The 23,193-nt window shown below is 38.1% G+C and carries 25 protein-coding genes and 1 tRNA gene; 11 read left to right on the forward strand and 15 right to left on the reverse strand.

The window, feature by feature from the left end; translation table 11 throughout:
• Window positions 1-7: 7 nt before the first annotated feature.
• The 8 genes from cysD to ACOMC3_RS15695 form a co-directional block, all read right to left on the reverse strand.
• Window positions 8-913 (reverse strand): sulfate adenylyltransferase subunit CysD, encoded by a 906-nt coding sequence (cysD, locus tag ACOMC3_RS15660; RefSeq protein ID WP_420316826.1) that lies wholly within the window; start codon window positions 911-913, stop codon window positions 8-10.
• A 48-nt stretch (window positions 914-961) separates the two neighbouring features.
• Window positions 962-1,564, reverse strand: coding sequence for an adenylyl-sulfate kinase (gene cysC, locus ACOMC3_RS15665; RefSeq protein ID WP_420316827.1), 603 nt, complete (start codon window positions 1,562-1,564; stop codon window positions 962-964).
• Window positions 1,551-2,804, reverse strand: coding sequence for a nucleotide sugar dehydrogenase (locus ACOMC3_RS15670; protein WP_420316828.1), 1,254 nt, complete (start codon window positions 2,802-2,804; stop codon window positions 1,551-1,553). The genes cysC and ACOMC3_RS15670 overlap by 14 nt, the downstream gene beginning before the upstream one ends.
• Window positions 2,805-2,973: 169 nt before the next feature.
• Window positions 2,974-3,918 (reverse strand): UDP-glucuronic acid decarboxylase family protein, encoded by a 945-nt coding sequence (locus ACOMC3_RS15675; RefSeq protein WP_420316829.1) that lies wholly within the window; start codon window positions 3,916-3,918, stop codon window positions 2,974-2,976.
• A complete protein-coding gene (gene rfbC / locus ACOMC3_RS15680; RefSeq protein ID WP_420316830.1) occupies window positions 3,919-4,470 on the reverse strand; it encodes a dTDP-4-dehydrorhamnose 3,5-epimerase in 552 nt (183 codons plus the stop codon).
• Window positions 4,467-5,330, reverse strand: a complete 864-nt coding sequence (gene rfbA, locus ACOMC3_RS15685) for a glucose-1-phosphate thymidylyltransferase RfbA (RefSeq protein ID WP_420316831.1) — start codon at window positions 5,328-5,330, stop codon at window positions 4,467-4,469. The genes rfbC and rfbA overlap by 4 nt, the downstream gene beginning before the upstream one ends.
• A 3-nt stretch (window positions 5,331-5,333) precedes the next feature.
• Window positions 5,334-6,383, reverse strand: a complete 1,050-nt coding sequence (gene rfbB / locus ACOMC3_RS15690) for a dTDP-glucose 4,6-dehydratase (RefSeq protein WP_420319323.1) — start codon at window positions 6,381-6,383, stop codon at window positions 5,334-5,336.
• Between the two features lie 2 nt (window positions 6,384-6,385).
• The gene (locus ACOMC3_RS15695; protein WP_420316832.1) at window positions 6,386-7,393 is read right to left on the reverse strand and encodes an NAD-dependent epimerase; all 1,008 of its coding nucleotides are present in this window, start codon (window positions 7,391-7,393) and stop codon (window positions 6,386-6,388) included.
• A gap of 93 nt (window positions 7,394-7,486) precedes the next feature.
• On the opposite strand from ACOMC3_RS15695, the gene ACOMC3_RS15700 reads away from it, so the two are divergent.
• The 8 genes from ACOMC3_RS15700 to ACOMC3_RS15735 all read left to right on the forward strand — a co-directional run bounded on the left by ACOMC3_RS15700 (window position 7,487) and on the right by ACOMC3_RS15735 (window position 14,054).
• Complete coding sequence (locus ACOMC3_RS15700; protein WP_420316833.1) at window positions 7,487-8,137, forward strand: heme exporter protein CcmB; 651 nt, start codon at window positions 7,487-7,489, stop codon at window positions 8,135-8,137.
• The gene (gene ccsA, locus ACOMC3_RS15705; RefSeq protein WP_420316834.1) at window positions 8,137-8,811 is read left to right on the forward strand and encodes a cytochrome c biogenesis protein CcsA; all 675 of its coding nucleotides are present in this window, start codon (window positions 8,137-8,139) and stop codon (window positions 8,809-8,811) included. Before ACOMC3_RS15700 ends, ccsA begins: the two co-directional genes overlap by 1 nt.
• On the forward strand, window positions 8,804-9,022 hold the full coding sequence (locus ACOMC3_RS15710) for a CcmD family protein (protein WP_420316835.1): 219 nt from the start codon (window positions 8,804-8,806) through the stop codon (window positions 9,020-9,022). Before ccsA ends, ACOMC3_RS15710 begins: the two co-directional genes overlap by 8 nt.
• Before the next feature lie 33 nt (window positions 9,023-9,055).
• A complete protein-coding gene (locus ACOMC3_RS15715; protein WP_420316836.1) occupies window positions 9,056-9,433 on the forward strand; it encodes a GxxExxY protein in 378 nt (125 codons plus the stop codon).
• 76 nt (window positions 9,434-9,509) lie between these two features.
• Complete coding sequence (locus ACOMC3_RS15720; protein ID WP_420316837.1) at window positions 9,510-9,917, forward strand: cytochrome c maturation protein CcmE; 408 nt, start codon at window positions 9,510-9,512, stop codon at window positions 9,915-9,917.
• A 27-nt stretch (window positions 9,918-9,944) separates the two neighbouring features.
• Entirely contained in the window at window positions 9,945-12,437 is a 2,493-nt protein-coding gene (locus ACOMC3_RS15725) for a heme lyase CcmF/NrfE family subunit (RefSeq protein ID WP_420316838.1), read from the forward strand.
• A gap of 43 nt (window positions 12,438-12,480) precedes the next feature.
• Window positions 12,481-13,206 carry a Rossmann-like and DUF2520 domain-containing protein gene (locus tag ACOMC3_RS15730; RefSeq protein ID WP_420316839.1) on the forward strand — a complete coding sequence of 242 codons (726 nt, stop codon included), beginning with the start codon at window positions 12,481-12,483 and terminating at the stop codon, window positions 13,204-13,206.
• Window positions 13,203-14,054, forward strand: a complete 852-nt coding sequence (locus ACOMC3_RS15735) for a geranylgeranylglycerol-phosphate geranylgeranyltransferase (protein WP_420316840.1) — start codon at window positions 13,203-13,205, stop codon at window positions 14,052-14,054. The genes ACOMC3_RS15730 and ACOMC3_RS15735 overlap by 4 nt, the downstream gene beginning before the upstream one ends.
• On the opposite strand, the gene ACOMC3_RS15740 is transcribed toward ACOMC3_RS15735, so the two are convergent.
• The 7 genes from ACOMC3_RS15740 to ACOMC3_RS15770 all read right to left on the reverse strand — a co-directional run bounded on the left by ACOMC3_RS15740 (window position 14,051) and on the right by ACOMC3_RS15770 (window position 20,979).
• Complete coding sequence (locus ACOMC3_RS15740) at window positions 14,051-14,563, reverse strand: DUF456 domain-containing protein (protein ID WP_420316841.1); 513 nt, start codon at window positions 14,561-14,563, stop codon at window positions 14,051-14,053. The genes ACOMC3_RS15735 and ACOMC3_RS15740 overlap by 4 nt on opposite strands.
• Window positions 14,563-15,141: a GNAT family N-acetyltransferase gene (locus ACOMC3_RS15745; RefSeq protein ID WP_420316842.1), complete on the reverse strand. Its 579-nt coding sequence runs from the start codon at window positions 15,139-15,141 to the stop codon at window positions 14,563-14,565. The genes ACOMC3_RS15740 and ACOMC3_RS15745 overlap by 1 nt, the downstream gene beginning before the upstream one ends.
• Window positions 15,138-16,301, reverse strand: coding sequence for an AIR synthase related protein (locus tag ACOMC3_RS15750; RefSeq protein WP_420316843.1), 1,164 nt, complete (start codon window positions 16,299-16,301; stop codon window positions 15,138-15,140). The genes ACOMC3_RS15745 and ACOMC3_RS15750 overlap by 4 nt, the downstream gene beginning before the upstream one ends.
• A gap of 30 nt (window positions 16,302-16,331) precedes the next feature.
• Window positions 16,332-18,248: an OmpA family protein gene (locus ACOMC3_RS15755; protein ID WP_420316844.1), complete on the reverse strand. Its 1,917-nt coding sequence runs from the start codon at window positions 18,246-18,248 to the stop codon at window positions 16,332-16,334.
• A gap of 145 nt (window positions 18,249-18,393) precedes the next feature.
• Window positions 18,394-18,903 (reverse strand): hypothetical protein, encoded by a 510-nt coding sequence (locus ACOMC3_RS15760; protein ID WP_420316845.1) that lies wholly within the window; start codon window positions 18,901-18,903, stop codon window positions 18,394-18,396.
• Window positions 18,878-19,672: a (Fe-S)-binding protein gene (locus ACOMC3_RS15765; RefSeq protein WP_420316846.1), complete on the reverse strand. Its 795-nt coding sequence runs from the start codon at window positions 19,670-19,672 to the stop codon at window positions 18,878-18,880. The genes ACOMC3_RS15760 and ACOMC3_RS15765 overlap by 26 nt, the downstream gene beginning before the upstream one ends.
• On the reverse strand, window positions 19,669-20,979 hold the full coding sequence (locus ACOMC3_RS15770) for a 4Fe-4S dicluster domain-containing protein (protein ID WP_420316847.1): 1,311 nt from the start codon (window positions 20,977-20,979) through the stop codon (window positions 19,669-19,671). Before ACOMC3_RS15770 ends, ACOMC3_RS15765 begins: the two co-directional genes overlap by 4 nt.
• 82 nt (window positions 20,980-21,061) lie before the next feature.
• Between ACOMC3_RS15770 and ACOMC3_RS15775 the strand changes: the two genes are divergently transcribed.
• The 3 genes from ACOMC3_RS15775 to ACOMC3_RS15785 all read left to right on the forward strand — a co-directional run bounded on the left by ACOMC3_RS15775 (window position 21,062) and on the right by ACOMC3_RS15785 (window position 23,049).
• Window positions 21,062-21,134 (forward strand) — tRNA-Phe (locus tag ACOMC3_RS15775).
• Between the two features lie 381 nt (window positions 21,135-21,515).
• Entirely contained in the window at window positions 21,516-22,109 is a 594-nt protein-coding gene (locus ACOMC3_RS15780) for a TetR/AcrR family transcriptional regulator (RefSeq protein WP_420316848.1), read from the forward strand.
• Window positions 22,110-22,149: 40 nt separating this feature from the next.
• Window positions 22,150-23,049, forward strand: coding sequence for an alpha/beta fold hydrolase (locus ACOMC3_RS15785; protein WP_420316849.1), 900 nt, complete (start codon window positions 22,150-22,152; stop codon window positions 23,047-23,049).
• Window positions 23,050-23,193: the final 144 nt, after the last annotated feature.

Raw genomic sequence — 23,193 nt, forward strand, 5'->3', positions numbered from 1 at the left:
CAGCCAATTAAAAATATCCTTCCTTCTTACGATCTTCCATTGCAGTTTCGGAGCGCTTGTCATCAGCCCTATTTCCTCGTTCAGTTTGACGTGCTGCAGCAACCTCCTCTACAATTTTATCTAGCGTATCAGCATCAGATTCGACTCCTCCTGTGATCGTAATATCACCGAGTGTTCTAAACCTCAATTTCTTATTAACAACTTCTTCTGAATCATCAATTTGGATAAAGTTAGAAACAGGTAACCAGGCGTTATTTCTCCAAACAACATCTCTGTTATGGGCAAAGTATAATGAAGGAATGTCAATTTTTTCGGCAAGGATATATTGCCAAACATCCATTTCTGTCCAGTTACTGAGAGGGAATACTCTAAAATGTTCTCCGAAATGGTGTTTACCATTAAATATATTCCATAGCTCAGGGCGCTGATTCTTAGGATCCCATTGACCAAATTCATCTCTGTGCGAGAAAAAACGCTCTTTTGCTCTTGCTTTTTCTTCATCTCTTCTGGCACCTCCAATACAAGCATCAAACCCGAATTCTTCGATGGTGTCTAAAAGCGTCACTGTCTGAATAGCATTACGGCTTGCATTCTTGCCTTTCTCCTCTGCAGCCCTTCCATCATCAATCGATTTTTGCACAGATCCAACAATTAACTTAGCACCTAATTCATTGACAAGATTGTCTCTAAATTCCATTGTTTCAGGAAAATTATGCCCCGTGTCAATATGTACAAGTGGAAATGGGATTTTGGCTGGATGAAATGCTTTCCGTGCCAAATGAGTGACACAAATTGAATCTTTACCTCCTGAAAATAGAATAGCCGGGTTTTGAAATTGCGCTACTACTTCACGTAGAATAAAAATAGATTCTGCCTCTAATTCTTTTAAGTGCGTTAAGTTGTAATTTTTCATAAACAAAACCCACCCCTAGCCCCTCCAAGGAGGGGATTCGGTTAGGGACTAAAGCTTTATTTTATTTTCTATATTATGAATTAGTTCTCTTAAGCATAAATCCATGGAGTTAGTGGCTGTATTTACCCTAATATCGGGATTATCTGGTTCCTCAAATGGTGAATCAATACCTGTGAAAGATTTGATCTCACCTGCACGAGCTTTTTTGTAAAGCCCTTTTACATCTCGTTGCTCGCATACTTCCAAAGGACAATCAACATGAATTTCAATAAAATCTTCTGCTCCAATGATTCCTTTTGCAGCTGCCCGATCTTTTTTAAATGGAGATATAAAGGCAGTCAAGACAATGACACCCGCGTCAACAAACAGCTTAGAGACTTCAGATATCCTTCGAATATTCTCTTTCCTGCTTTCATCTGAAAAGTCTAAATCTCTATTCAGGCCTGTCCTAACATTATCACCATCTAAAATATATGTGCTAAATCCTTGATTGTATAAATACGATTCGAGCTGCCCCGCTAAAGTTGATTTCCCAGAACCAGAGAGCCCGGTAAACCACAAAACTTTAGACTTATGCTTTTTCTGTGCTTGTCTTTCTGAACGGTCTATTGCGTGTGAATGAGGTATTATGTTTTCTCTAAAGTCTTCCATCGACTAACTCTTTTGGTAGTACACTTTTTACGTCATAAATGATCGTTGTTTTTTTTCTTATTGCTTTCCAGTTCATCTCAAGAAACTCTGTATGGGATACAGCTAAAATAACTGCGTCGTAAGTACCTGCAGCAGACTCTTTTAGTTGGATACCATGTTCTTCAACGACCTGAATTGCATCTGCTCGAGGATCATAAACATCAATATTTATTCCATATGAGTTTAACTCTTTATGGATATCAATGACTCTAGTATTTCTAGTATCTGGACAATTTTCCTTAAAGGTGAAGCCTAAGATTAATACTTTAGTATCATTACTTAATCTTTTCTTTTGCCCCAACATCTTAATGATTCTTTGAGCCACATATTGACCCATCTGATCATTGATTTTCCTTCCAGAAAGTATAATCTGTGGATGATAGCCAACAGACTCGGCTTTTTGCGTTAAATAAAAAGGATCAACACTGATGCAATGGCCTCCCACTAAGCCCGGCCTAAATGGTAGAAAGTTCCATTTCGTGCCGGCTGCTTCCAACACTTCGTTTGTATCAACCCCCAATCGATCAAAAATTAATGCCAACTCGTTAACAAAGGCAATATTGATATCTCGCTGCGAATTCTCGATGACTTTAGCTGCCTCCGCCACCTTAATAGAAGATGTTTTATGGGTACCTGCTGTTATGAATGATTTGTAAAATTTATCGATCTTATCTGCTACCTTTGAATTACTTCCACTAGTTACTTTGAGGATGTTAGTAATTCTATGTTTTTTGTCACCAGGATTGATACGTTCCGGAGAATAACCACAATAAAACTCCTTATTATACTTTAGCCCGCTCTCTTGTTCCAAAATGGGTACACAGACTTCTTCAGTACATCCCGGAAATACTGTCGACTCATAAACGACAATGTCACCACCAGACAATAGTGGTGCAATTAGTTTTGAGGCATTTTTTAAAGGCTCAAGATCAGGGTTCTTATTCTCATCGATTGGTGTGGGAACAGTAACTATGAAAAAGTTGCAGCTTTGTAAATCCTGAGCAACTGATGAGAATTTCAGATTTTCAGAAAGCTCTAATTCATTTTTTGTTATTTCTAATGTTCGGTCAATTCCAGACTCGAGTTCGTCAATTCGTTTTTTATTGATATCAAAACCAATAGTTGGATACAGCTTTCCACTCTCCACGGCAAGAGGGAGCCCTACATAACCAAGACCGATGATGCCTACTTTATAATTCATATGGATTTATTTTCAAGCAGGATGTTTATATATCTCGCCTCAACCCCCTTAATAAGCCGCAAAAATAGAATAATAGACACACCCCTACCCCTTCCAAGAAAGGAATATTTCAATTAGATTAATTAGGGCTTGAAAAGACAATAGCCAATGTTGCATTTTAACACCCTTACTAAGTCAATACTTTCTTCTGAAAATACTCTAGTGTTGGCTTTAGACCGTCTGCTCGAGAATACTTAGGCTCCCAATCTAAAATCTTTTTAGCCAGAGATATGTCCGGTTTTCTTTGTTTTGGATCATCTTTAGGTAAGTCTTTATAAATAATCTTTGACTTGCTACGCGTTAACTTAATGATTTCCTCACCAAATTCTTTAACAGTGATTTCCTCCGTGTTCCCAATATTCACTGGTTGAGCATAATCACTCTTCAGCAATCGATAGATGCCTTCCACTAAATCATCTACATACGTAAATGATCGGGTTTGTGAACCATCTCCAAAGGCTGTCAAATCCTGATTTTTTAATGCTTGTGAGATAAAGGTCGGTAAAACCCTTCCATCATTTAGTCTCATTCTCGGACCAAACGTATTAAAGATTCTTACGATTCTTGTTTCTAATCCATGAAACGTGTGATAAGCCATAGTTAGTGCCTCTTGGAATCTTTTGGCTTCATCGTATACTCCTCTAGGTCCAACTGGATTTACATTCCCCCAATAATCTTCCTTCTGAGGGTGCACCAACGGATCTCCATATACCTCTGATGTAGATGCTATTAGCATTCTAGCCCCTTTGTCTTTAGCGAGTCCTAAACAATTTAAAGTTCCTAATGATCCCACCTTCATTGTTTGAATAGGCATTTTGAGATAATCAATTGGACTTGCCGGGGACGCAAAATGAAGAATGTATTCTAAGTCTCCTGACACGTGCACGTATTTTGATACATCATGGTGTTGGAATTCAAAATCAGGGTGACCCATAAGGTGAGAAATGTTTTCAATATCACCAGTCAATAGGTTGTCCATAGCGATGACGTAGTAGCCTTCTTTGATAAACCTATCACACAAATGAGAACCTAGAAATCCGGCTCCCCCAGTTATTAATACTTTTTTCTTTGTCATTTAAAAATCTAGATTAGCCTCTTTTAATAATTGTAACTTCTGATCTTTCTCAGAAAGAATGATGTCTTCTTCAGCCACACCCCAACTAATGTTTAGGTCGGGATCATTAAAAATGATTCCCGAGTCATGCTCTTTAGAATAAAGCTCATCTACCTGATACATTAGCTTTGCATGATCTGTAAGTACAAGAAATCCATGGGCCATTCCTTTGGGCATGTAAAAATGTTTCTTGTTATGAGCCGATAGCCTCACAATAGCATACATACTGAAAGTTGCAGAGTCTTTTCGTAAGTCAACAGCTACATCCAAAACTTCTCCCTCAATGCATGAAACAAGCTTTGCTTGTGCTTTTTCACCTGTTTGAAAGTGAAGTCCTCTTAAAACCCCTTTGGATGATCTGGATTGATTGATTTGTTTAACATCGAAATCAAATCCCGTTGCATCTTTGAATTTTTTACGATTAAATCCTTCATAAAAATACCCTCGATCGTCCTCAAAAACATCGGGCTCCAGGATCCAGCAATCATTTAGATTTGTTTCTTCAGCTTTCATTTTGATAATACATTTAGCAGATAAGTTCCATATCCGCTTTTTTCCAATGGTTTAGCAAGCTTCTCCAATTGTTCTTTTGAAATGAAATTCATTTTAAAAGCAACTTCTTCAATGCAACCAACTTTTAAGCCTTGTCTTTCTTCAATCACCTGAACAAAATTTCCAGCCTGCATTAAGGACGCAAATGTACCGGTATCTAGCCAAGCTGTACCTCTATCAAATACCTGAACATTTAATTTTCCTTCTTTCAAGTAATAGTTATTGATATCGGTAATTTCCAGCTCTCCTCTTGAACTAGGTTTTACATTCTTTGCAATATCAACCACATCATTATCGTAATAATACAGACCGGGAACTGCAAAATTTGATTTTGGTTTTTGTGGTTTCTCTTCGATCGAAATTGCTTTTTTCTCATTATTAAATTCAACCACACCGTAACGCTCTGGATCATGGACATGATAGGCAAAAACAACGCCTCCATCAGGGTCGATGCACGCTTGCAGTTTTTTGGAAAGTCCTGATGCATAAAAAATATTATCCCCTAAAATAAGAGCTACACTGTCATTTCCAATAAAATCAGCACCGATAATAAACGCTTCGGCCAATCCCTTTGGTTCTTCCTGAACAGCATAAGAAAACGAACAACCTAAAGAAGAGCCATCTCCTAGAAGATCTCTAAAAATTGGGAGATCCCGTGGTGTACTGATAATCAATATCTCATTAATCCCTGATAACATAAGTGTTGATAAGGGATAGTAAATCATGGGTTTGTCAAAAACAGGCAGAATCTGTTTGCTAACAGCATAGGTCAAAGGATGTAAACGAGTACCAGAACCTCCAGCTAAAATTATCCCCTTCATAATTTATCGATTTGTGTAATGCTCATCGTAATACTTCATATAATCTCCGGATGTTACATCATTCAACCACTGCTCATTATTAAAAAACCAATCGACTGTTTTTTCTAGTCCTTCCTTGAATTGCAACGAAGGCTCCCAGCCTAATTCCTCATTCAATTTAGACGCATCAATGGCATACCTTAGGTCATGTCCTGCACGATCTTTTACAAAGGTTATGAGTTCTCTTGAAGAACCTTGCTCATTTCCAAGCTTACGATCCATAATATCACAAAGGAGATGAACCAGATCTATATTTTTCCATTCATTAAACCCACCAATATTATAGGTTTCTCCATTTTTCCCTTTCTCAAAGATAAGCTCGATGGCTCGGGCATGATCCTCCACATACAGCCAATCACGAACGTTTTCTCCTTTGCCGTAAACCGGAAGCGGCTTCTTATTCCTGATATTGTGGATCATGAGTGGAATCAACTTTTCTGGAAAGTGATTGGGGCCATAATTATTCGAGCAATTAGAGATTACATAAGGAAGATCGTAAGTATTTCCATAAGCTCGAACGAAATGATCAGATGATGCCTTGGATGCTGAATAAGGAGATTTAGGATCATACGGAGTAATTTCCTTAAATAGCCCTTCCTCTCCTAGTGATCCGTATACCTCATCAGTTGACACATGATAAAATCTTCTGTTTTCCTTTCCCTTCCATGCTTCTTTAACCGCATTTAAGAGACTTACCGTTCCTACCACATTGGTCTGGATGAACTCCATGGGGTTTGTGATTGAACGATCTACATGTGATTCTGCCGCAAGATGAATGACTCCATGAAAATCGTGCTTCTTGAAGAGTTCGTTTATGAAGTCAAAATCACAGATATCTCCTTTTATAAATTCATAATTAGGATCATTCTCAATGTCTCTTAGATTTTCAAGATTTCCTGCATAGGTGAGTTTATCCAGATTTACAATCTGATAATTACCAGATTTAATAAACCTTCTCACCACGTGTGATCCAATAAACCCTGCTCCTCCAGTAATTAAAACATTTTTATGCATTTTCATACTTTATAATAATCTCTATACCAGTTGATGAATTTTCGAACTCCTACTTGAACAGATGTTTGAGGCTTATAACCAACCGCATTTTCTAAGCTACTCACGTCAGCAAATGTTTCAGGAACATCTCCAACTTGAATTGGTAAATAATTCTTGATTGCTTTTCTACCAATCTCATTTTCTATGGCTTCAATAAAGGTCATTAACTCTATTGGGTTATTGTTTCCGATATTATAGATAGAATATGGCGCAAAACTACTACCTGGATCAGGATGTGCTGAATCCCAATCTTTTTTCCCAGTCGGAATATGGTTTATTAATCTATAGACGCCTTCCACGATATCATCAACATAAGTAAAATCACGTTTCATTTTTCCGTAATTAAACACATCAATTGACTTATTCTCCAAGATTGCTTTTGTAAAAAGAAATAATGCCATATCAGGACGACCCCATGGTCCATAAACAGTGAAAAACCGTAACCCAGTTACTGGCAGACCGAAATTAGAAGCGTATGAATGCGCTAAAAGCTCATTTGATTTTTTAGTAGCAGCATATAGCGAAATAGGGTGATCGACATTGTGATTCACTTTAAATGGCATTGAAGTATTCGCTCCATAAACCGAACTTGATGAAGCATATATAAGGTGTTCAACTTTGAAATGTCGACATACTTCTAGAACATTCAAAAACCCATGAAGATTAGCATTCAAATACGCATTAGGATTTGTGATTGAATACCTTACTCCAGCTTGAGCAGCTAAGTTAATTACCCGTTTAAATTTATATTTCTTAAAGAGCTTTGAAAGATTTTCATAATCTTCCAATGTCTGTTTATAAAAAGAAAATGATTTATATCCTTCCAAGATTTCCAATCTTGAATTTTTAAGGCTAACATCATAATAATTGTTCATTGAGTCAAGTCCAACCACATCTAAACCATCCTCTAACAATTTTTTAGATAAATGAAACCCAATAAATCCTGCAGCACCAGTAACTAAAATAGGCATAGAATCTCTTAATTGATCAAAATTTTATGCAATGCTAAAGGGAATACAAAGTATATGCAAGATTGATCAGTCGTTTGAATCTATCTTTGCGATGTGCAGCGTATTATTTCCCTTATAAATAAAGATTTTATCGTTGACTGGAGACAGCAAAACCCTATTTCAGGAATTCTTCTTTATTTGGCGTCAACCATTTTTGCCACCTATATGGCATTTAAAGGGTTTGTTTCTGTAGAAGTCTGGAATGCCCTCTTTTGGATTATTTTATTGTTCACTAGCATCAATGCCATTTCCAAGAGCTTTATTCAAGAGGAAAGACGAACCCACTACTACTTCTTTTTATGCAGGCCATCTGAAGTAATTCTGGCTAAGTTGATTTACTCATTCTTGTATCTATTAAGTATTTCATTTATTTCGCTACTCATCTATGTCGTTTTAATGGGAAACCCAATCATCAACTATCCACTCTTCATACTGAATCTAGTTCTGGGATGCGTTGGTTTAAGTTCTGCTTTTACGATGGTTTCCTCAATTGCATTTCGCACAAGCAATCGATCGATTATGATGGCTGTACTTGGGTTTCCGGTAATCATACCTGTACTAATTCTTTCCATTAGTAATAGCTTCAAAATACTTGACAGTTACGTATTTACGCAGATTCAGGGCAACATTATCACCTTGTTTTCCGTCGATGTGATTATCATTGCGCTCACATTTGTATTGTTCCCTTTTACCTGGAAATCGTGATGGGTTATTTACTAAAAAATGATTGGTGGAAATGGCTGTGTGTAGTGCTTTTAACCTATACCGTAATCGGTGGATTGCTTTTTACAGTACCAAGGCTTCCAATACTTAATGAAACCATCCGCTCTCTTCACTTCCATGTGCCCATGTGGTTTGGAATGATCCTTCTTTTCTTGGGTTCTGTGATTCATGCTATCAAGCATCTAAGAACCGGAGAGATCAAATATGATATCTACAGTTTTCAGCTAGCAAACATGGGTATTGCGTTTGGAGTCTTAGGGATTTTGACTGGTATGATCTGGGCTAACTTCACTTGGGGTGAACCATGGAGCAACGATCCCAAACAGAATGCTTCGGCCATTTCACTACTCATCTATCTTGCCTATTTTGTATTAAGAGGTTCAATTCAGGATGAACAACAGCGAAACAGAATTTCTGCGGTGTTTAACATTTTCGCTTTCTTTTTGATGATTCCACTTCTTTTCATTTTACCGAGAATGTCTGACAGCCTGCATCCGGGAAACGGAGGTAATCCGGGATTCAATGCCTACGATTTGGACAGTAACCTGAGAAAGGTGTTTTACCTGGCAGTCATTGGCTGGACATTACTTGGATACTGGCTCACAACCATTGCTATCAGACTTTCACTAACGAAACAAAAACTGGAAGATGCTTAAATATATTTTTGGAATATTGATGCTAATCGGAACTCAATTTGCCCACGCTCAGGTTGAGATGGCAGATGATTTTCGAGGAGAAGGAAAAATCTATGTGGTTATTGCCGTTATTTTAATCATACTGGCTGGATTTTTCTTTTTACTGTTCAAACTGGACAAACGTTCAAAACGTTTAGAAAAGGATTTCACGCAGAGGCGCAAAGACAATTAAAGGTCACCCAAAGACGCGGAGAAACGTAAGATTATGTCTGAAAATGAGCTTTCAAGAATTATTGTTGATGCGTCTTATCAAATTCACACCAAACTTGGAGCTGGATTATTTGAATCAGTGTACGAAGAAGTTCTTAATTATGAGCTCATTTCTCGAGGTTTAAGCATTGAACGTCAAAAGGGTATCCCGGTATTTTGGAATGAAATTAAAATGGATCAGGGTTTTCGAGCCGATTTGATTATAGAAAATAAAGTCCTCATCGAAATAAAATCAGTAGAGAATATCCTCCCTGTTCATCAAAAACAAGTTTTGACTTACTTGAAACTTACGAAGTTGAAGCTTGGTTTACTTATTAATTTTAATGAATCACTAATCAAAAACGGAATACAAAGAATCGTTAACGGACTTTGATAATTCTTAGCGAAATTTGCAATTCTAGTTTAATGAAAATCAGATCAAAACTTAGCGATCTTAGCGACTTAGCGTGATGAAGAAGAAATACATAGCAGCAATAGTCATTATTGCAGTAGCCATTACCATGATCATTTCGATGGCTGGTGATGCAAGTACTTATGTTTCATTTGACGAAGCGAAAGAACTCTCGGAAAAAGGGTTTAAAAAGAGTATTCATGTTGTTGGCGAATTACCAAAAACCGCTTCAGGAGAAGTGGTAGGTATTGAAGAAAGCCCGGACAAACTTTCGTTCAAATTTGAAATGATCGATGAGAATGGTTTGAAACAACAGGTTTTATATGCTGAACCAATCCCAACTGATTTTACTCGCTCCGAACAAGTAGTGATTGTAGGAGCTTATAAGGGTGATAAGTTTGTTGCAGAAAAAATATTACTCAAATGCCCTTCTAAATATCAAGAAGAGCCAGAATTTACCAGCTAAAATATACGGCTAAATCAAGGCCATTTTATGATACATTATTTCGAAGGACAATTAGGTCACACATTTGTAATTATTTCATTCGTGACGAGTATGCTTGCAGCATACGCTTTCTTTAGGGGAAGAAAGCAGGATGCTCAGTGGACTTCATTTGGTTCTAAGATATTCTATGTGCACTCAATTGCCATTTTGGGGATCATTGGCACTCTCTTTTACCTGATCACCAACCACTATTTTGAATATCATTACGTATTCAGCCACAGCTCTAAGCTACTACCTGTCTACTATCAGATTTCCTGTTTCTGGGAAGGGCAAGAAGGGTCGTTCCTTCTTTGGATGTTCTGGAATGCTGTTTTAGGTATCATTCTAATTAACTCCAATAAGTTTTGGAAAGCTCCGGTCATGCTTGTCATGTCGCTTACTCAAGTTTTCCTTACCTCAATGATATTGGGGGTCGTAATTTTTGATCTCAAATTAGGTAGCTCTCCTTTTATGCTGCTACGAGAAGTCATCGATGCACCAATATTTAAAACAAATCCGAATTTCATACCTGAAGATGGTAATGGGTTAAATCCTCTCCTCCAGAACTATTGGATGGTGATTCATCCACCTACACTATTTCTTGGTTTCGCTACAACTGTCATTCCTTTCGCCTATTGTATAGGAGGATTGATAATTGGTAAGAACAAGGAATGGATTCGACCTGCATTACCATGGGCTCAATTTTCCGCCATGATATTAGGAGTAGGAATTCTAATGGGTGCTTACTGGGCATATGAGACATTAAATTTCGGAGGATATTGGAACTGGGATCCTGTTGAAAATGCAATCTATATCCCTTGGCTTGTTTTGGTTGCTGCTATCCATGTAATGATTGCTTACAAGAAGAGCGGATCAGCGCTTAAGCTTTCTATGATCTTAGTAGTGTCCAGCTTCATATTGGTTCTATATGCTACTTTCTTAACAAGAAGTGGGATTCTTGGAAATTCTTCTGTTCATTCCTTTACAGACTTAGGGCTCTCCGGTCAGCTTCTGATATACCTTTTGGTATTTCTTACTCTTTCGATATTCTTTATCATCAAGCGATGGAAAGATGTGCCTTCAACAAAAGAGGAGACTTCAACATACTCCAGAGAATTCTGGATTTTTATGGGTTCTGCTATTTTATGCCTGATGGCATTTCAAGTGTTGGTATATACCTCAATGCCCGTTTACAATAAAATTGCGGCCCTTCTTGGGTTCGAATTGAGTCTTGCTCCACCAACAGACATTTACGACGCATACTCCTTGCCACAAATGATTTTATCGATCTTCCTCGCTATTCTGTCAGGTACCGGTCAATTCTTTTGGTGGAAAAAGATGGACGGGAAAAAGCTTAAATCAGAGCTAACCACACCCTTTATAGTTTCACTAATTATTTCAGGCTTAGTCATAGTGTTGGCCAAAATAACAGATCCTTATTATCTGATTCTACTTGTGGCAAGTGTCTATTCCATTGTAGCAAACTCAAAGATTTTTATTGGGGTTGCTAAATCAAATATTAAGCTTTCCGGCGGTTCAATTGCGCATATTGGAGTAGCACTTATGCTGGTTGGAATTCTATTTTCAAGTGGCTATTCAACCATACTTTCTACCAATTATACTTCCATGGTTTGGAGTACAGAGTTCCCGGAAGAAGTGAATAGAGACAATCTCCTTTTGTTTATAAATGAGCCGCGACAGATGAATGAGTACTCCATGATTTATCGTGGAGTAAGAAAGATGACAAGAGAAGAAGGTTATGTGAATCAAAATAATCTGTTACCTACCATTGATCCGCTTAAAACGGTTCGAATAACTGGTGATCAAAAAGACACACTGACATTAATAAATCCTGAAAATAGCTATTTCGAGGTGGAGTATCATTCAGAGGAGGGTAAACAATTTACCTTATACCCTCGTGTGCAACTAAATCCAAATATGGGAGCTGTTTACTCACCTGATATTAGAAGAAATCTAAGTGCAGACATGTATACACATGTACGAACCTTCCCTGATCCTGAACAGGAACCGGATTGGAGTGATCCACAAGAAATCAGCGTTCAAATTGGAGATCAATTTTTCATCAATGATTACGTGGCTACTCTCACTCGTATGGAACCAATTTCTGAAATTGATGGAACTCCGCTCTCAAGCAATGATGTTGCTGTGAAGGCTATAATTGAAGTACAAGGTGAGTATCAAAATTATATAGCAGAGCCTGTATTTGTAATCCGCAATAGGGAGTATGTAGGTAGAATAGATGATCAAGTTCATGATCTCGCATTTAGAATATCCATTCAAAACATCATCCCACAAGACAATTCTGTAGCTCTTGCATTTCAAACTACTCAGAAAGATTGGATAATCATGGAGGCAGTAAAAAAACCATGGATCAACTTACTCTGGATTGGTACATTTTTACTTGTGATTGGGTTTATTGTAGCCATCAATCGTCGATATTCCGAATTTGTAAAAATGCGAGATAAAGGAGTAGAGGCATAATGCAGTGTTAGGCTTGTTACATTAACAACGTTAACTTTACTCTATGAGCAAGGTAGCAATCATTGGGTACGGAAATGTTGGCTATCATCTGGCCAATAGGATCGCCTCCAAAAGACATGAAGCGACCATATTTTCCCGCATCCCACAGGAAGACTTTATTCTCTCGATGGATGAATTTGAATCTGATTCCTTTGATTTTATAATTTTAGCGGTCCCTGATGATAAAATAAAAGAGGTATCAGATAGTCTGGAAACTTCAGATGCAATCATTTTACATACCTCTGGAGCAAATGCCATCTCCGACCTTAATAAACACTCCAAGCATGGAGTTGTATATCCGCTTCAGACCTTTAGTAAAACCAAGGAAGTTGATTTCAATTCAATTCCAGTCTTTGTGGAAGGGTCTGATGAGGGGGAAAAAGATATCTTCACCTTTGTTAGAAGCTTTAGCAATGATGTAAGGTTACTAACCTCTACAAACCGATCTAAATTACACCTGGCCGCTGTATTTGCTTGTAATTTCAGCAATCACATGTTTCACCTTTCAGAAAAGCTATTAGCTGATCTGGATATGAGTTTTCAAGACATTCAGCCATTAGTAGAAGAAACTTTTAGAAAAGCTATCGAATTAAATCCGTCAAAATCTCAAACTGGACCTGCTGCACGTGATGATGAAGAAACCATCAACAGACACTTAGAGATGCTAAGGGATGAACAAATGAAAAGTTTGTATCGTATGATCACAGATAGTATCCGCCAAAACAAGTGAAAATCACCACAGATGATGTAGTTGGCTTTCTTAAAGCGAGCAGAATACCTAACCTGATAATTATTGGGCTTACTCAGTTCATAACAGCATATTTTTTACTTGATATGCCACTTTGGATGCTCTTAAAGGCCAGGTTCATCCTATTTATTCTGAGTACAGGCATGATTGGTGCAGCTGGCTATATAATCAATGACTATTTCGATCAAAAGATTGATATGGTAAATAGGCCAGGTAGCGTCGTAATTGGTACAACATTTAGAAGACGTCTTGCTCTCTTTGCGCACCTTATACTAACTCTAACTGGCATTGGCATTGGTTTTATGATAGATCCATTTATTGGAGCCATTCATATATTTTCTGCAGGTGCTCTCTGGACCTACAGCGCCATTTTGAAACGTTGGATTTTATTGGGCACCCTCACTATAGCTTTTTTAACAAGCCTAACTCTTTTGTTGGTAATGATTTATTTCCGTGAGTTTAGTCTACTTGTAGTCGCTTACGCGATGTTTGGCTGTGTGACCATTTTCATTCGAGAAAGTATTAAAGACATTGTTAGTGCTAAAGGTGAAGGTCAATTCGGCTTTCAGTCTGTCCCTATTGTGTGGGGTATAAGGGGGGCAAAGACCATCATTTACTTAGCTGGTATTGCAGGCGTAGGAATGCTTACATTCTATTTATTATCAATACCCAATTGGAGTGTGAGGTATTTCTTTTTCAGTGTGCTTATTATAATTTTTTGGATGGCTTTAAAACTGGCCAAGGCGGATAGAATGAAAGATTTTCAAGCTATCAAGAAATATGTTGACGTAGTAATTATTGCCGGGCTTTTAAGTGTCATCCTCATCTAAAACATCTCCGAAATGGCATTCATTGTGAAACCACCTACCTTCCAGACAATTATTCCTCCGAGAATAATGGAATAAAGAAGTTTCAAACTCGTTGCTGCAATGAATCCCAGGAAAGATCCAAATCCGGATTTAAATGCTGATCTTATTCGATTACCTCCATACAAATCACCGATTATCGCACCAAGAAGTGGTCCTAATATTATTCCAAATGGAATTGGTAATATAACCCCCGCAACCATACCTATCATTCCTCCGATCACTCCTGCCTTCGTTCCGCCAAATTTTTTAGTTGCCGCAACAGGAAGCACATAATCTGCTACTAAAATGATTATTCCAATGATTGCCCAAACAACAAACGAAGTAGTACTAAACTCAGTGTCATTAGAAACCGTATGGGCGCAGATCATCGCTCCGTAAGTAAGCAGAGGACCCGGCAATGGAGGAAGAATGGAAAATATAATTCCACCGGCGATAAGAATGATTGCAAGTATTATCAGGAAAGCCTCCATCAGAATTCTTTAAAAATCGTTTTGCGGATATCAGGCCATTCAGATTTCAAAATGCTGTAAACAACCGTGTTTCTTCTTTTTCCTCCTTGGGTAGCCCGATGACTTCTTAATGTTCCGTCATGTTTTGCTCCTATTTTTTCCATGGCTTTTCTGGAGCGTACATTTAGCTCATCCGTTCTTAGTTCCAGACGCTCTATCCCCATTTTATCAAACGCATGACTCAGCATCAAAAATTTCAAATGTTTATTAATACCCGATCCGATAAATTTTTTACCCAGCCAGGTCCAACCGATCTCAATGCCGTTTTCCTGCCAGTTGATATGACCATAGCTGGAAGACCCAATGATTTCATCGGTTTCATTCAGCCTAACTGCATAAGACATTTTATCACCAAGTTTTGACTCAGCCAGTCGCTTTGTCATCCACTTTTCCAAGGCATCAGGTTGAGTTAAATCTTCCGTATACCACGTCCAAATATCTGAATCACTGCTAAGCTTACGCATCTCTTGAATATGATCTGCAGTAAGTGGAATCAACATGATTTTTTTATCGCTTAGCTCCTTGTAATACTTTTTCATTCGTATTCAAAAACACCGTGCTCTGATCGAATAATTAGTTCTTTCTTATCAGAAGGCTCAACTCTTCCAATGACCTGAGCATCTACATTGAATGAACGTGCGATCTCTACTATTTCATCTGCAGACTCCTCAGCTGCATAAATCTCCATTCGGTGGCCCATGTTAAAAACCTTGTACATTTCCTTCCAGTCAGTCCCACTTTCTTCATGGATCATCTGGAATAAAGGAGGTATCGGTAGCATGTTGTCTTTGACTACCCGAACATTATCAACGAAATGAAGAATTTTTGTCTGTGCCCCTCCGCTGCAGTGCACCATCCCGTGTATCTCAGATCTCAATTCTTTCAGAATCGATTGAATGATAGGGCCGTAGGTTCGCGTTGGAGAAAGTACCAATTTACCCGCATCAAGTGGGGAACCATCTACCGGATCTGTCAGCTTTTTTGACCCACTATAGACCAAATCAGAAGGGACACTTTGATCGAAAGATTCTGGGTACTTGCCTGCATAAATTTTATCAAAAACATCATGACGAGCAGATGTCAATCCATTACTCCCCATTCCACCATTGTATTCTTTTTCATAGGAAGCTTGACCATATGATGCAATACCTATGATTAAGTCACCGGCTTGGATGTTGTCATTATCAATTACATCCAATCGCTTCATTCGAGCAGTTACTGTACTATCTACAATTATGGTTTTAACTAAGTCGCCAACATCTGCTGTTTCACCACCTGTTGATTTTATATCAATGCCATTGTCTCTTAGCATTTGTAGTACTTCTTCAGTTCCGTTGATTATTTCTGAAATTACTTCACCGGGAATGAGGTTCTTGTTTCGTCCTATTGTTGAAGAAAGTAGAATATTATCGATACACCCTACGCATAGAAGATCATCTACATTCATAATGATCGCATCTTGTGCTATGCCCTTCCAAACACTTACATCACCTGTTTCTTTCCAATAGAGATATGCGAGGGAAGATTTAGTCCCCGCACCATCAGCGTGCATGATGGTACAATATTCAGGATCTCCGGAAATGTCCTCAACTATTTTACAAAATGCTTTCGGAAATAATCCTTTATCAATGTTTTTGATGGCTGAGTGAACATCCTCTTTATCTGCTGAAACGCCTCTTTGTGCGTACCGATCAGTCATACTTCTGTTTTTGTTTGCAAAGAAAAACGATTATCCGTTTCCATCACTCGAATCCTGGAAGAATCGATCGTATTCATCGACTGGTTCATCTGGTGGTAAATCATCATCCCTGTCTCTAGGATTATATCTGAGTACCTTGAATTCTGTTCTTCGGTTTTTTTGATGTTCTTCTTCCGTTTGAGCATTTCTTATGATCAATTGTGTCTCACCATATCCCTTCGCAGTAATTCTTTCAGACTTAATGCCCGAATTGATGATATAGCTTACTGCTGATTGTGCTCTTTGTCGAGAAAGTCTCATATTATAATCATCTGGGGCTCTGCTGTCAGTATGAGATCCCAGCTCAATGTAGATGTCTGGATTATCATTCATAATTTGAACCAATGAATCGAGCACCAAGGCCGCATCAGGTCGAATATTGAATTTGTCCAGATCATAATAAATGTTATCAAGCACAATCGGTTTTTCCAATACGATCGGATCCATCATAATTTTGGTTTCGAAATTGATATTAGTGATTGGCTCAGTTAAAGTTGATTTATCAACTGATTTTCCTACGGTTGTAAAATCTTTTCTTACTGTGAAATAGTCTGTTTTTTCGCTTATCAAATCATAATGTTCTTCAGGATAAACTCTAAAGTTAAATTTTCCATCTGCTCCTGTGAACGCCTCATCAAGCACGTCTCCATTGTCTGCTGTTAGAGAAACTTTTGTATTGGGCAGAATAATTTCATCCCCTGCATCATCTGTAGTTACTGTAATTCCCGTAAGAAAATAATTAACCACTTTAAGATCTGGATCGTCATTCACAAATGTGTAAATGTCATCATCTCCTTTTCCTCCTTTTCTATTTGAAGTAAAAAAACCTCGTGTTAGATTAAACTGGAAAAAACCAAAATCATCGGAGGCTGAATTCATTGGCTTACCCAAATTTTCTACTCGAACATGTCCTCCTTCTCGCACTGCTTTAAACATATCTAGTTTTCCAAAACCAGGATGACCGTCTGAAGCAAAATACAGACTTCCATCTTCACTTATATATGGGAATACATCATCACCCGGGGTGTTAATTTCCGGCCCAAGGTTTCGAACATCCACCCATCGTCCCCTTCTGTTCACCTTTGCCTGATATAAATCTGCCCCACCATAACCACCTTCTCTGGTAGATGAGAAATAAAGTGTTGTACCATCTGGGCTAAAAGCTGGAGTGGAATCCCAAGCATCCGCCACATTGATAGATAGGGGGACAGGATTAGACCATTTACCATTTCTATATCTGGTAAAAAATAAATTTACCTCACTATAACCCTTTGCTTTCCCGTCATTCCCTTTTGCAAAAATCATCGAATTTCCATCTGGAGAAATTGCTACCGAGCCTTCATTAGTATCAATGTGATTAATGATTGGATCGAGGGCTTGAAGCGTAGCAAGATTTACGTTTGCACCTTTAGTTGCGACCCTGTATATATCTGTAAATGGCGTTCCTGTTGTACGATAGATTTTGCCGCCATCTCTGTTTGAAGTGAAATAGAGGAAATTTCTACTAAAAAAAGGTGAATATTCTGCTCGTTCGGTATTGATATCCTCAAGGTTTTTTACCCGGTAATAGCTTTCATTTTGCTTTAATTCTTCAATCTTCTTGAGATTATGTAATTCCTTTCCCGCTAATTTTTTCGTTTTCTCGTCAAGCGCGCGAGGTAAATAATTGGTTAAAACACGTTCAGCTTCTGCATATTTCTGTTCTACTTTCAATCCTTGCGCTAAATATAGATGCGCTGATTCACCGGCTCCTCCCTGCTCGATGGCCTTTTCATAAAATGGCACTGACTCAACCAGTCGGTTTGATTTTCTAAAAGCCTCGCCTACCATCAAATTTTCTTCCGCAGAATTTTTTTCTGGTGAATTTCCCAACTTGGCAATAACTGCATCAAATTCAGCATTTTTCATGCTTTTCTCTACCGAGCAGCCAGCAATTAGTACCAATAAAAAAATGTAATGAAAGACTCGCATATGGTTATTAACGAAAATTCTGTTCAGATGATTGCTCCGAAATTAGTTAAACCATTAACAAGAAGCGAACCAAAAAGCCCTACTAAAAAAACCTTTTAACCCAGGTTTCTCTACTTGGTTTGATCCATCTAGACCTAAATTCCGCCATATTCTGCACGGTGTTATCAAAAACCAAAGTGTCTGGCCCAATAATGGCTTCCTGAGCTTGTTTCTTCAATTGGTTGAACGGATAAAGATTGACTTCTTCTCCTTCCATGAATGCTACCTGACTAGTTGTCATAAATGACAGCTTTAATTCATTTTCCAGGGCTTTAATAAGATGAACAGATGCATCAATGCTGCATCCGCTGGCCTGACTAAAAGATTCGTCAACTGAAATTATTAAAAACTGATTGTATTTGATATCAAAGGAAGCTTTTAAATCCTGCCCGTGAGCTTGCCATTCACTAAGAAAATGTTCTGTATTATGTTTTACAACATCAGTCTCTTCGTAAGTCAATTTGCGCTCTGCTTGATATATCCACAAACGAGCATTATCCGGCATTTTTTCAAAAGGAATCAACATATCATTCCAAACCTTCAGATTCTGCAATGAGTTCCGCCAAATCTTTCACCTTTACCGAATCTTCCTTCTCCTTGTTTTTTACCCCATCAGACATCATCGTCATACAGAATGGGCATGCCACTGCGATAGTATCCGCCTTGGTCTCGAGTGCTTCTTCAGTTCGCTCAATATTAATTTCCTTATTACCAGGTTCAGCATCTTTAAACATCTGAGCACCTCCCGCACCACAGCATAACCCTTTGGTGCGACATCTTTTCATTTCTACCAACTCCGCGTCTAATGCTTCAAGAACAGCTCTTGGAGCTGAGTAGACATTATTTGCTCTACCCAGAAAACATGAGTCATGATAAGTGATTTTTCTTCCCTTGAATTCCCCTCCACCTTTTAGTTCAACTTTGCCTTCATTTATTAAGTCCTGAAGAAATTGAGAATGGTGAATAACATCATAGTTACCACCTAGTTCAGGGTATTCATTTTTCAACGTATTGAAACAATGAGGGCATGCTGTGACAATTTTTTTTATTTCATATCCATCAAGCACCTGAATATTGGCCATTGCCTGCATTTGGAACAAAAATTCGTTCCCAGCCCTTCTGGCAGGATCACCTGTACAGGTTTCTTCTGGGCCCAGCACAGCAAACTTGACTCCTACCTTATTAAGAATTTTTACGAATGCCTTAGTTACATTCTTATATCTATCATCATAAGATCCAGCACAGCCTACCCAAAAAAGTATTTCAGGTTTTTCACCTTTAGCTACAAGGTCTGCTACCGTTGGTATTTGTATTTCACTCATTTTCCGTCTTTTAATTCTTGTGACCAGTTAAATCGATCTTGTACACCAAATTTCCATGGTGCAAAATTTGTCTCTACATTTTGGAACATCGCATTCCATGAGTCAGGAGCTGCAGACTCTTCCATCGCAACATATCTTCTTGTTTGAAGAATGATATCTAAAGGGTTAATATTCACAGGACAGGCTTCAACACAGGCATTACAATTGGTACATGCATTTATCTCTTCCTTGGAAATGTAATCGCCAAGCAATGATTTTCCATCATCTAACCCATTTTTACCAACATCCTCCAATCTATCCCTTGTATCCATCATGATCTTTCGAGGCGAAAGTTTCTTTCCAGTTAGATTAGCAGGACATTCAGAAGTACACCTTCCACATTCGGTACAAGCGTAAGCATCCATTAGGTTTTTCCAACTTAGGTCATTCACATCCTTTGCTCCAAACCGCATGCCTTCAGGGGGTGGTGCATTATCTCCTTCTACCGGCATACCAAGCATCATTTTTACTTCATTGGTAATCTCTGGCATATTGTCCATCTGACCTTTTGGTACCAATCGGCTGTAATACGTATTTGGGAACGCCATGAAAATATGCAGATGCTTTGAATAGGTTACATAAAGTGCAAAAGCAAATATTCCTACTATGTGAAACCACCAGGCTACTCTTTCAATGAGCATTAGTGAAGATGTTTCAAACTGATCTAACCATCCAAACATCAATCCACTGAAATAGAAATTGCCTGTTTGAGCGTAATGATCGGCCCCTCGATCTTGAAGGATCTGATCAGCCCCGTTCATTGCTAGAATTGCAACCATCAAAACTATTTCTATGATCAGAATCAAATTAGCATCTAGTGAAGGCCAACCCACCATCTCTATTTTTTTGAATCGATTGATTCGAAGAATGTTTCTTCGAATAAGAAAAACGATGCATGAGAAGAGCACACCGACTGCCAGAAATTCAAAGAAATTTATCATGGATGAATAAAAGTCACCTAAAATTGGTGCTGCCACTCGATGGGTACCAAAAATCCCATCAATCACAATCTCTAGTACTTCAATGTTGATAAGTACAAAACCGATATAAATCAATAAATGGAGAAGTGCCGGGATAATACGTTTGAACATCTTCTTTTGTCCAAATGCTACTAAGAGCATCGTTTTAAAACGCTCACTTTTGTTACCCGACAATTCAGCCGGTTTTCCAAGTTTGATATTTTTTGAGATGCGTGATATTCTTTTTGAAATGAGGAATCCAAAGAATCCTGCTATCAACACAAACGCTATTTGAGGGATATATTCCATAATACTAAAAAATTCCTGCTACGAACTTCGAATTATATTTTGCCTTTTCAAAGAAATACCTACTTTTGCCAACCGAAATTTTGGTGCTGTAGCTCAGTTGGTAGAGCATCGGACTGAAAATCCGTGAGTCGGTGGTTCGAATCCACTCAGCACCACTTAAAGACCCAACCTTAGTTGGGTTTTTTTGTGCTCTTACTTTAACCGAATTTTTGAAAATCCGTGAGTCGATGGGTTGAGCGCAACTCCGATGGACGCCAGTCCTATCGAATCTCAGCCAATTCATTCTATTAGATCTTATTTCGTTTTGCTCATTCATTTTTCAACTGAAAATGCTGACAAGTGATCAACTAAAAATCTTTTGTCAATCAGACACCTAATGCAAACTCATCTATTATAAAATTACCATTTTTATCGGTGGTCATTTCATTTTACCCCGAAGATAAAATCAATTAACTAATTTATTATGCATGCATACTATTTTAGAAACTTTATAAATTAATTTTCGTTATTTATATACCGTTCGGTATATTTGCATTATGGCGAGAAACCCTGAACATACGAAGGAGCTTATTATTGAAAAGGCATTGCCTATTTTCAACACGAAAGGCTATAATGCAGCATCTATTTCAGACATTACAGCTGCAACCGGAATAACCAAGGGAGCCATTTATGGAAATTTCAAAAATAAAGATGAGGTAGCAACAGCAGCATTTGAAAGGGGTGTAGAAATTGTGGCCGGAGCATTGGCTAAACGAGTTAGAGCTGAGAAAACCGCACCAGCTAAACTAATTGCAATTATGGATTTCTATGAAGAATATTTAAATGATCCACCAATACCTGGGGGTTGTCCTGTTTTAAATTCATCTATCGAAGCGGATGATAACCTGCCGTTTCTTCGATCACGTGTTATTAGATCTATTGCTTTACTTAAAGATTCTATCATGAAGATCATTAATCGAGGCATAATGGAAGGACAGGTGAAAAGAGATGTTGACGCAGAGGAATTTACCAACTTCTTTTATGCAACCATTGAAGGCGCCATCTCAGTATCAAGAATTGAAGGGGATAGCAGATCATTTGATTTTGTTAAGCGGTTTGTTCTAAAACAGATCAAAAATATAAGTACTTAAAAAAATTTATTCATTAAAATACCGATTGGTATCTCAAATCATGGTTACTCACATAGAAATAAAAGGAGAAGATATCAGTCGGCCTGCCGAGCGACCTCCAAAAACGAACTGGAAAATTGAAATAATTAAAAAAGGACTCGGGCTTCTTCAGCATGCATCTCCGAAGAAATCAGCTTCTATAATATGGCATTACTTCACAATGCCAGGGAGAGTTGGTTACACTGACCCACAAAGGCAGATACTTAGTGAGGCCCAAGTGTCACAAACCAGCTATCAAGGTGATCTGATTAAGTATTATCGTTGGGGCACTTCCGGACCAAAAGTCTTGCTTTGTCATGGGTGGAGATCAAAAGCTGCTGATTTTAGGCGCATGATCAAGAAATTTGTTGCAGAAGGATATCAGGTTGAGGCAATCGACATGCGAGCACATGGAAACTCCCAGGGAAGACATACTGCAATGCCCGAGTTTAGAGATGTCATAAAAAATCATATCGCTAAAAATGGACCTTACCAAACAGTCATTGGACACTCTATAGGTGCACTAGCCTCAGGAATTGCATTAAGTGAACTTGGTTCAGCCTTTCAACCGAAACACTTTTTCGTTATATCAGCGCCTCCATTCATCAGATACTTTTTTAAAGATATCGTCAAAGATGTGGGCTGCAATGAATCCGTTTATCATGCGATGTGTGGCCTGGTTAAAGAAAAATATCATCACTCCATTGACTATTTCGATTTGCGGATAAAAGCAAGTGATTTAAAGAACATCGATACGCATCTTTTTTATTGCGAAGATGATCAGGTAATTCCTTTTAGTAAAGGAGAAGAGCTTGAAGCAGCATGGCCTCATGCATCATTCGTTCATGTTAAAGGATTGGGCCATTACAGGATCATGGCCAATGATTCCATCATTGATTACATTCAAAAATTCATGCGATAGCGCTCATTTTAAAATTTGCAATCAGGACATTCATAAAGATGCTGTAATTACAAATATTTCAATATTTTATAATATTTTGATAAATATTCCAATTACAGAATGATTGCCTTTTAATATTTAAAATTTCCATTCATTATTTGTTAT

Source organism: Ekhidna sp. (genome assembly GCF_965212185.1).
Taxonomy (GTDB): domain Bacteria; phylum Bacteroidota; class Bacteroidia; order Cytophagales; family Cyclobacteriaceae; genus Ekhidna.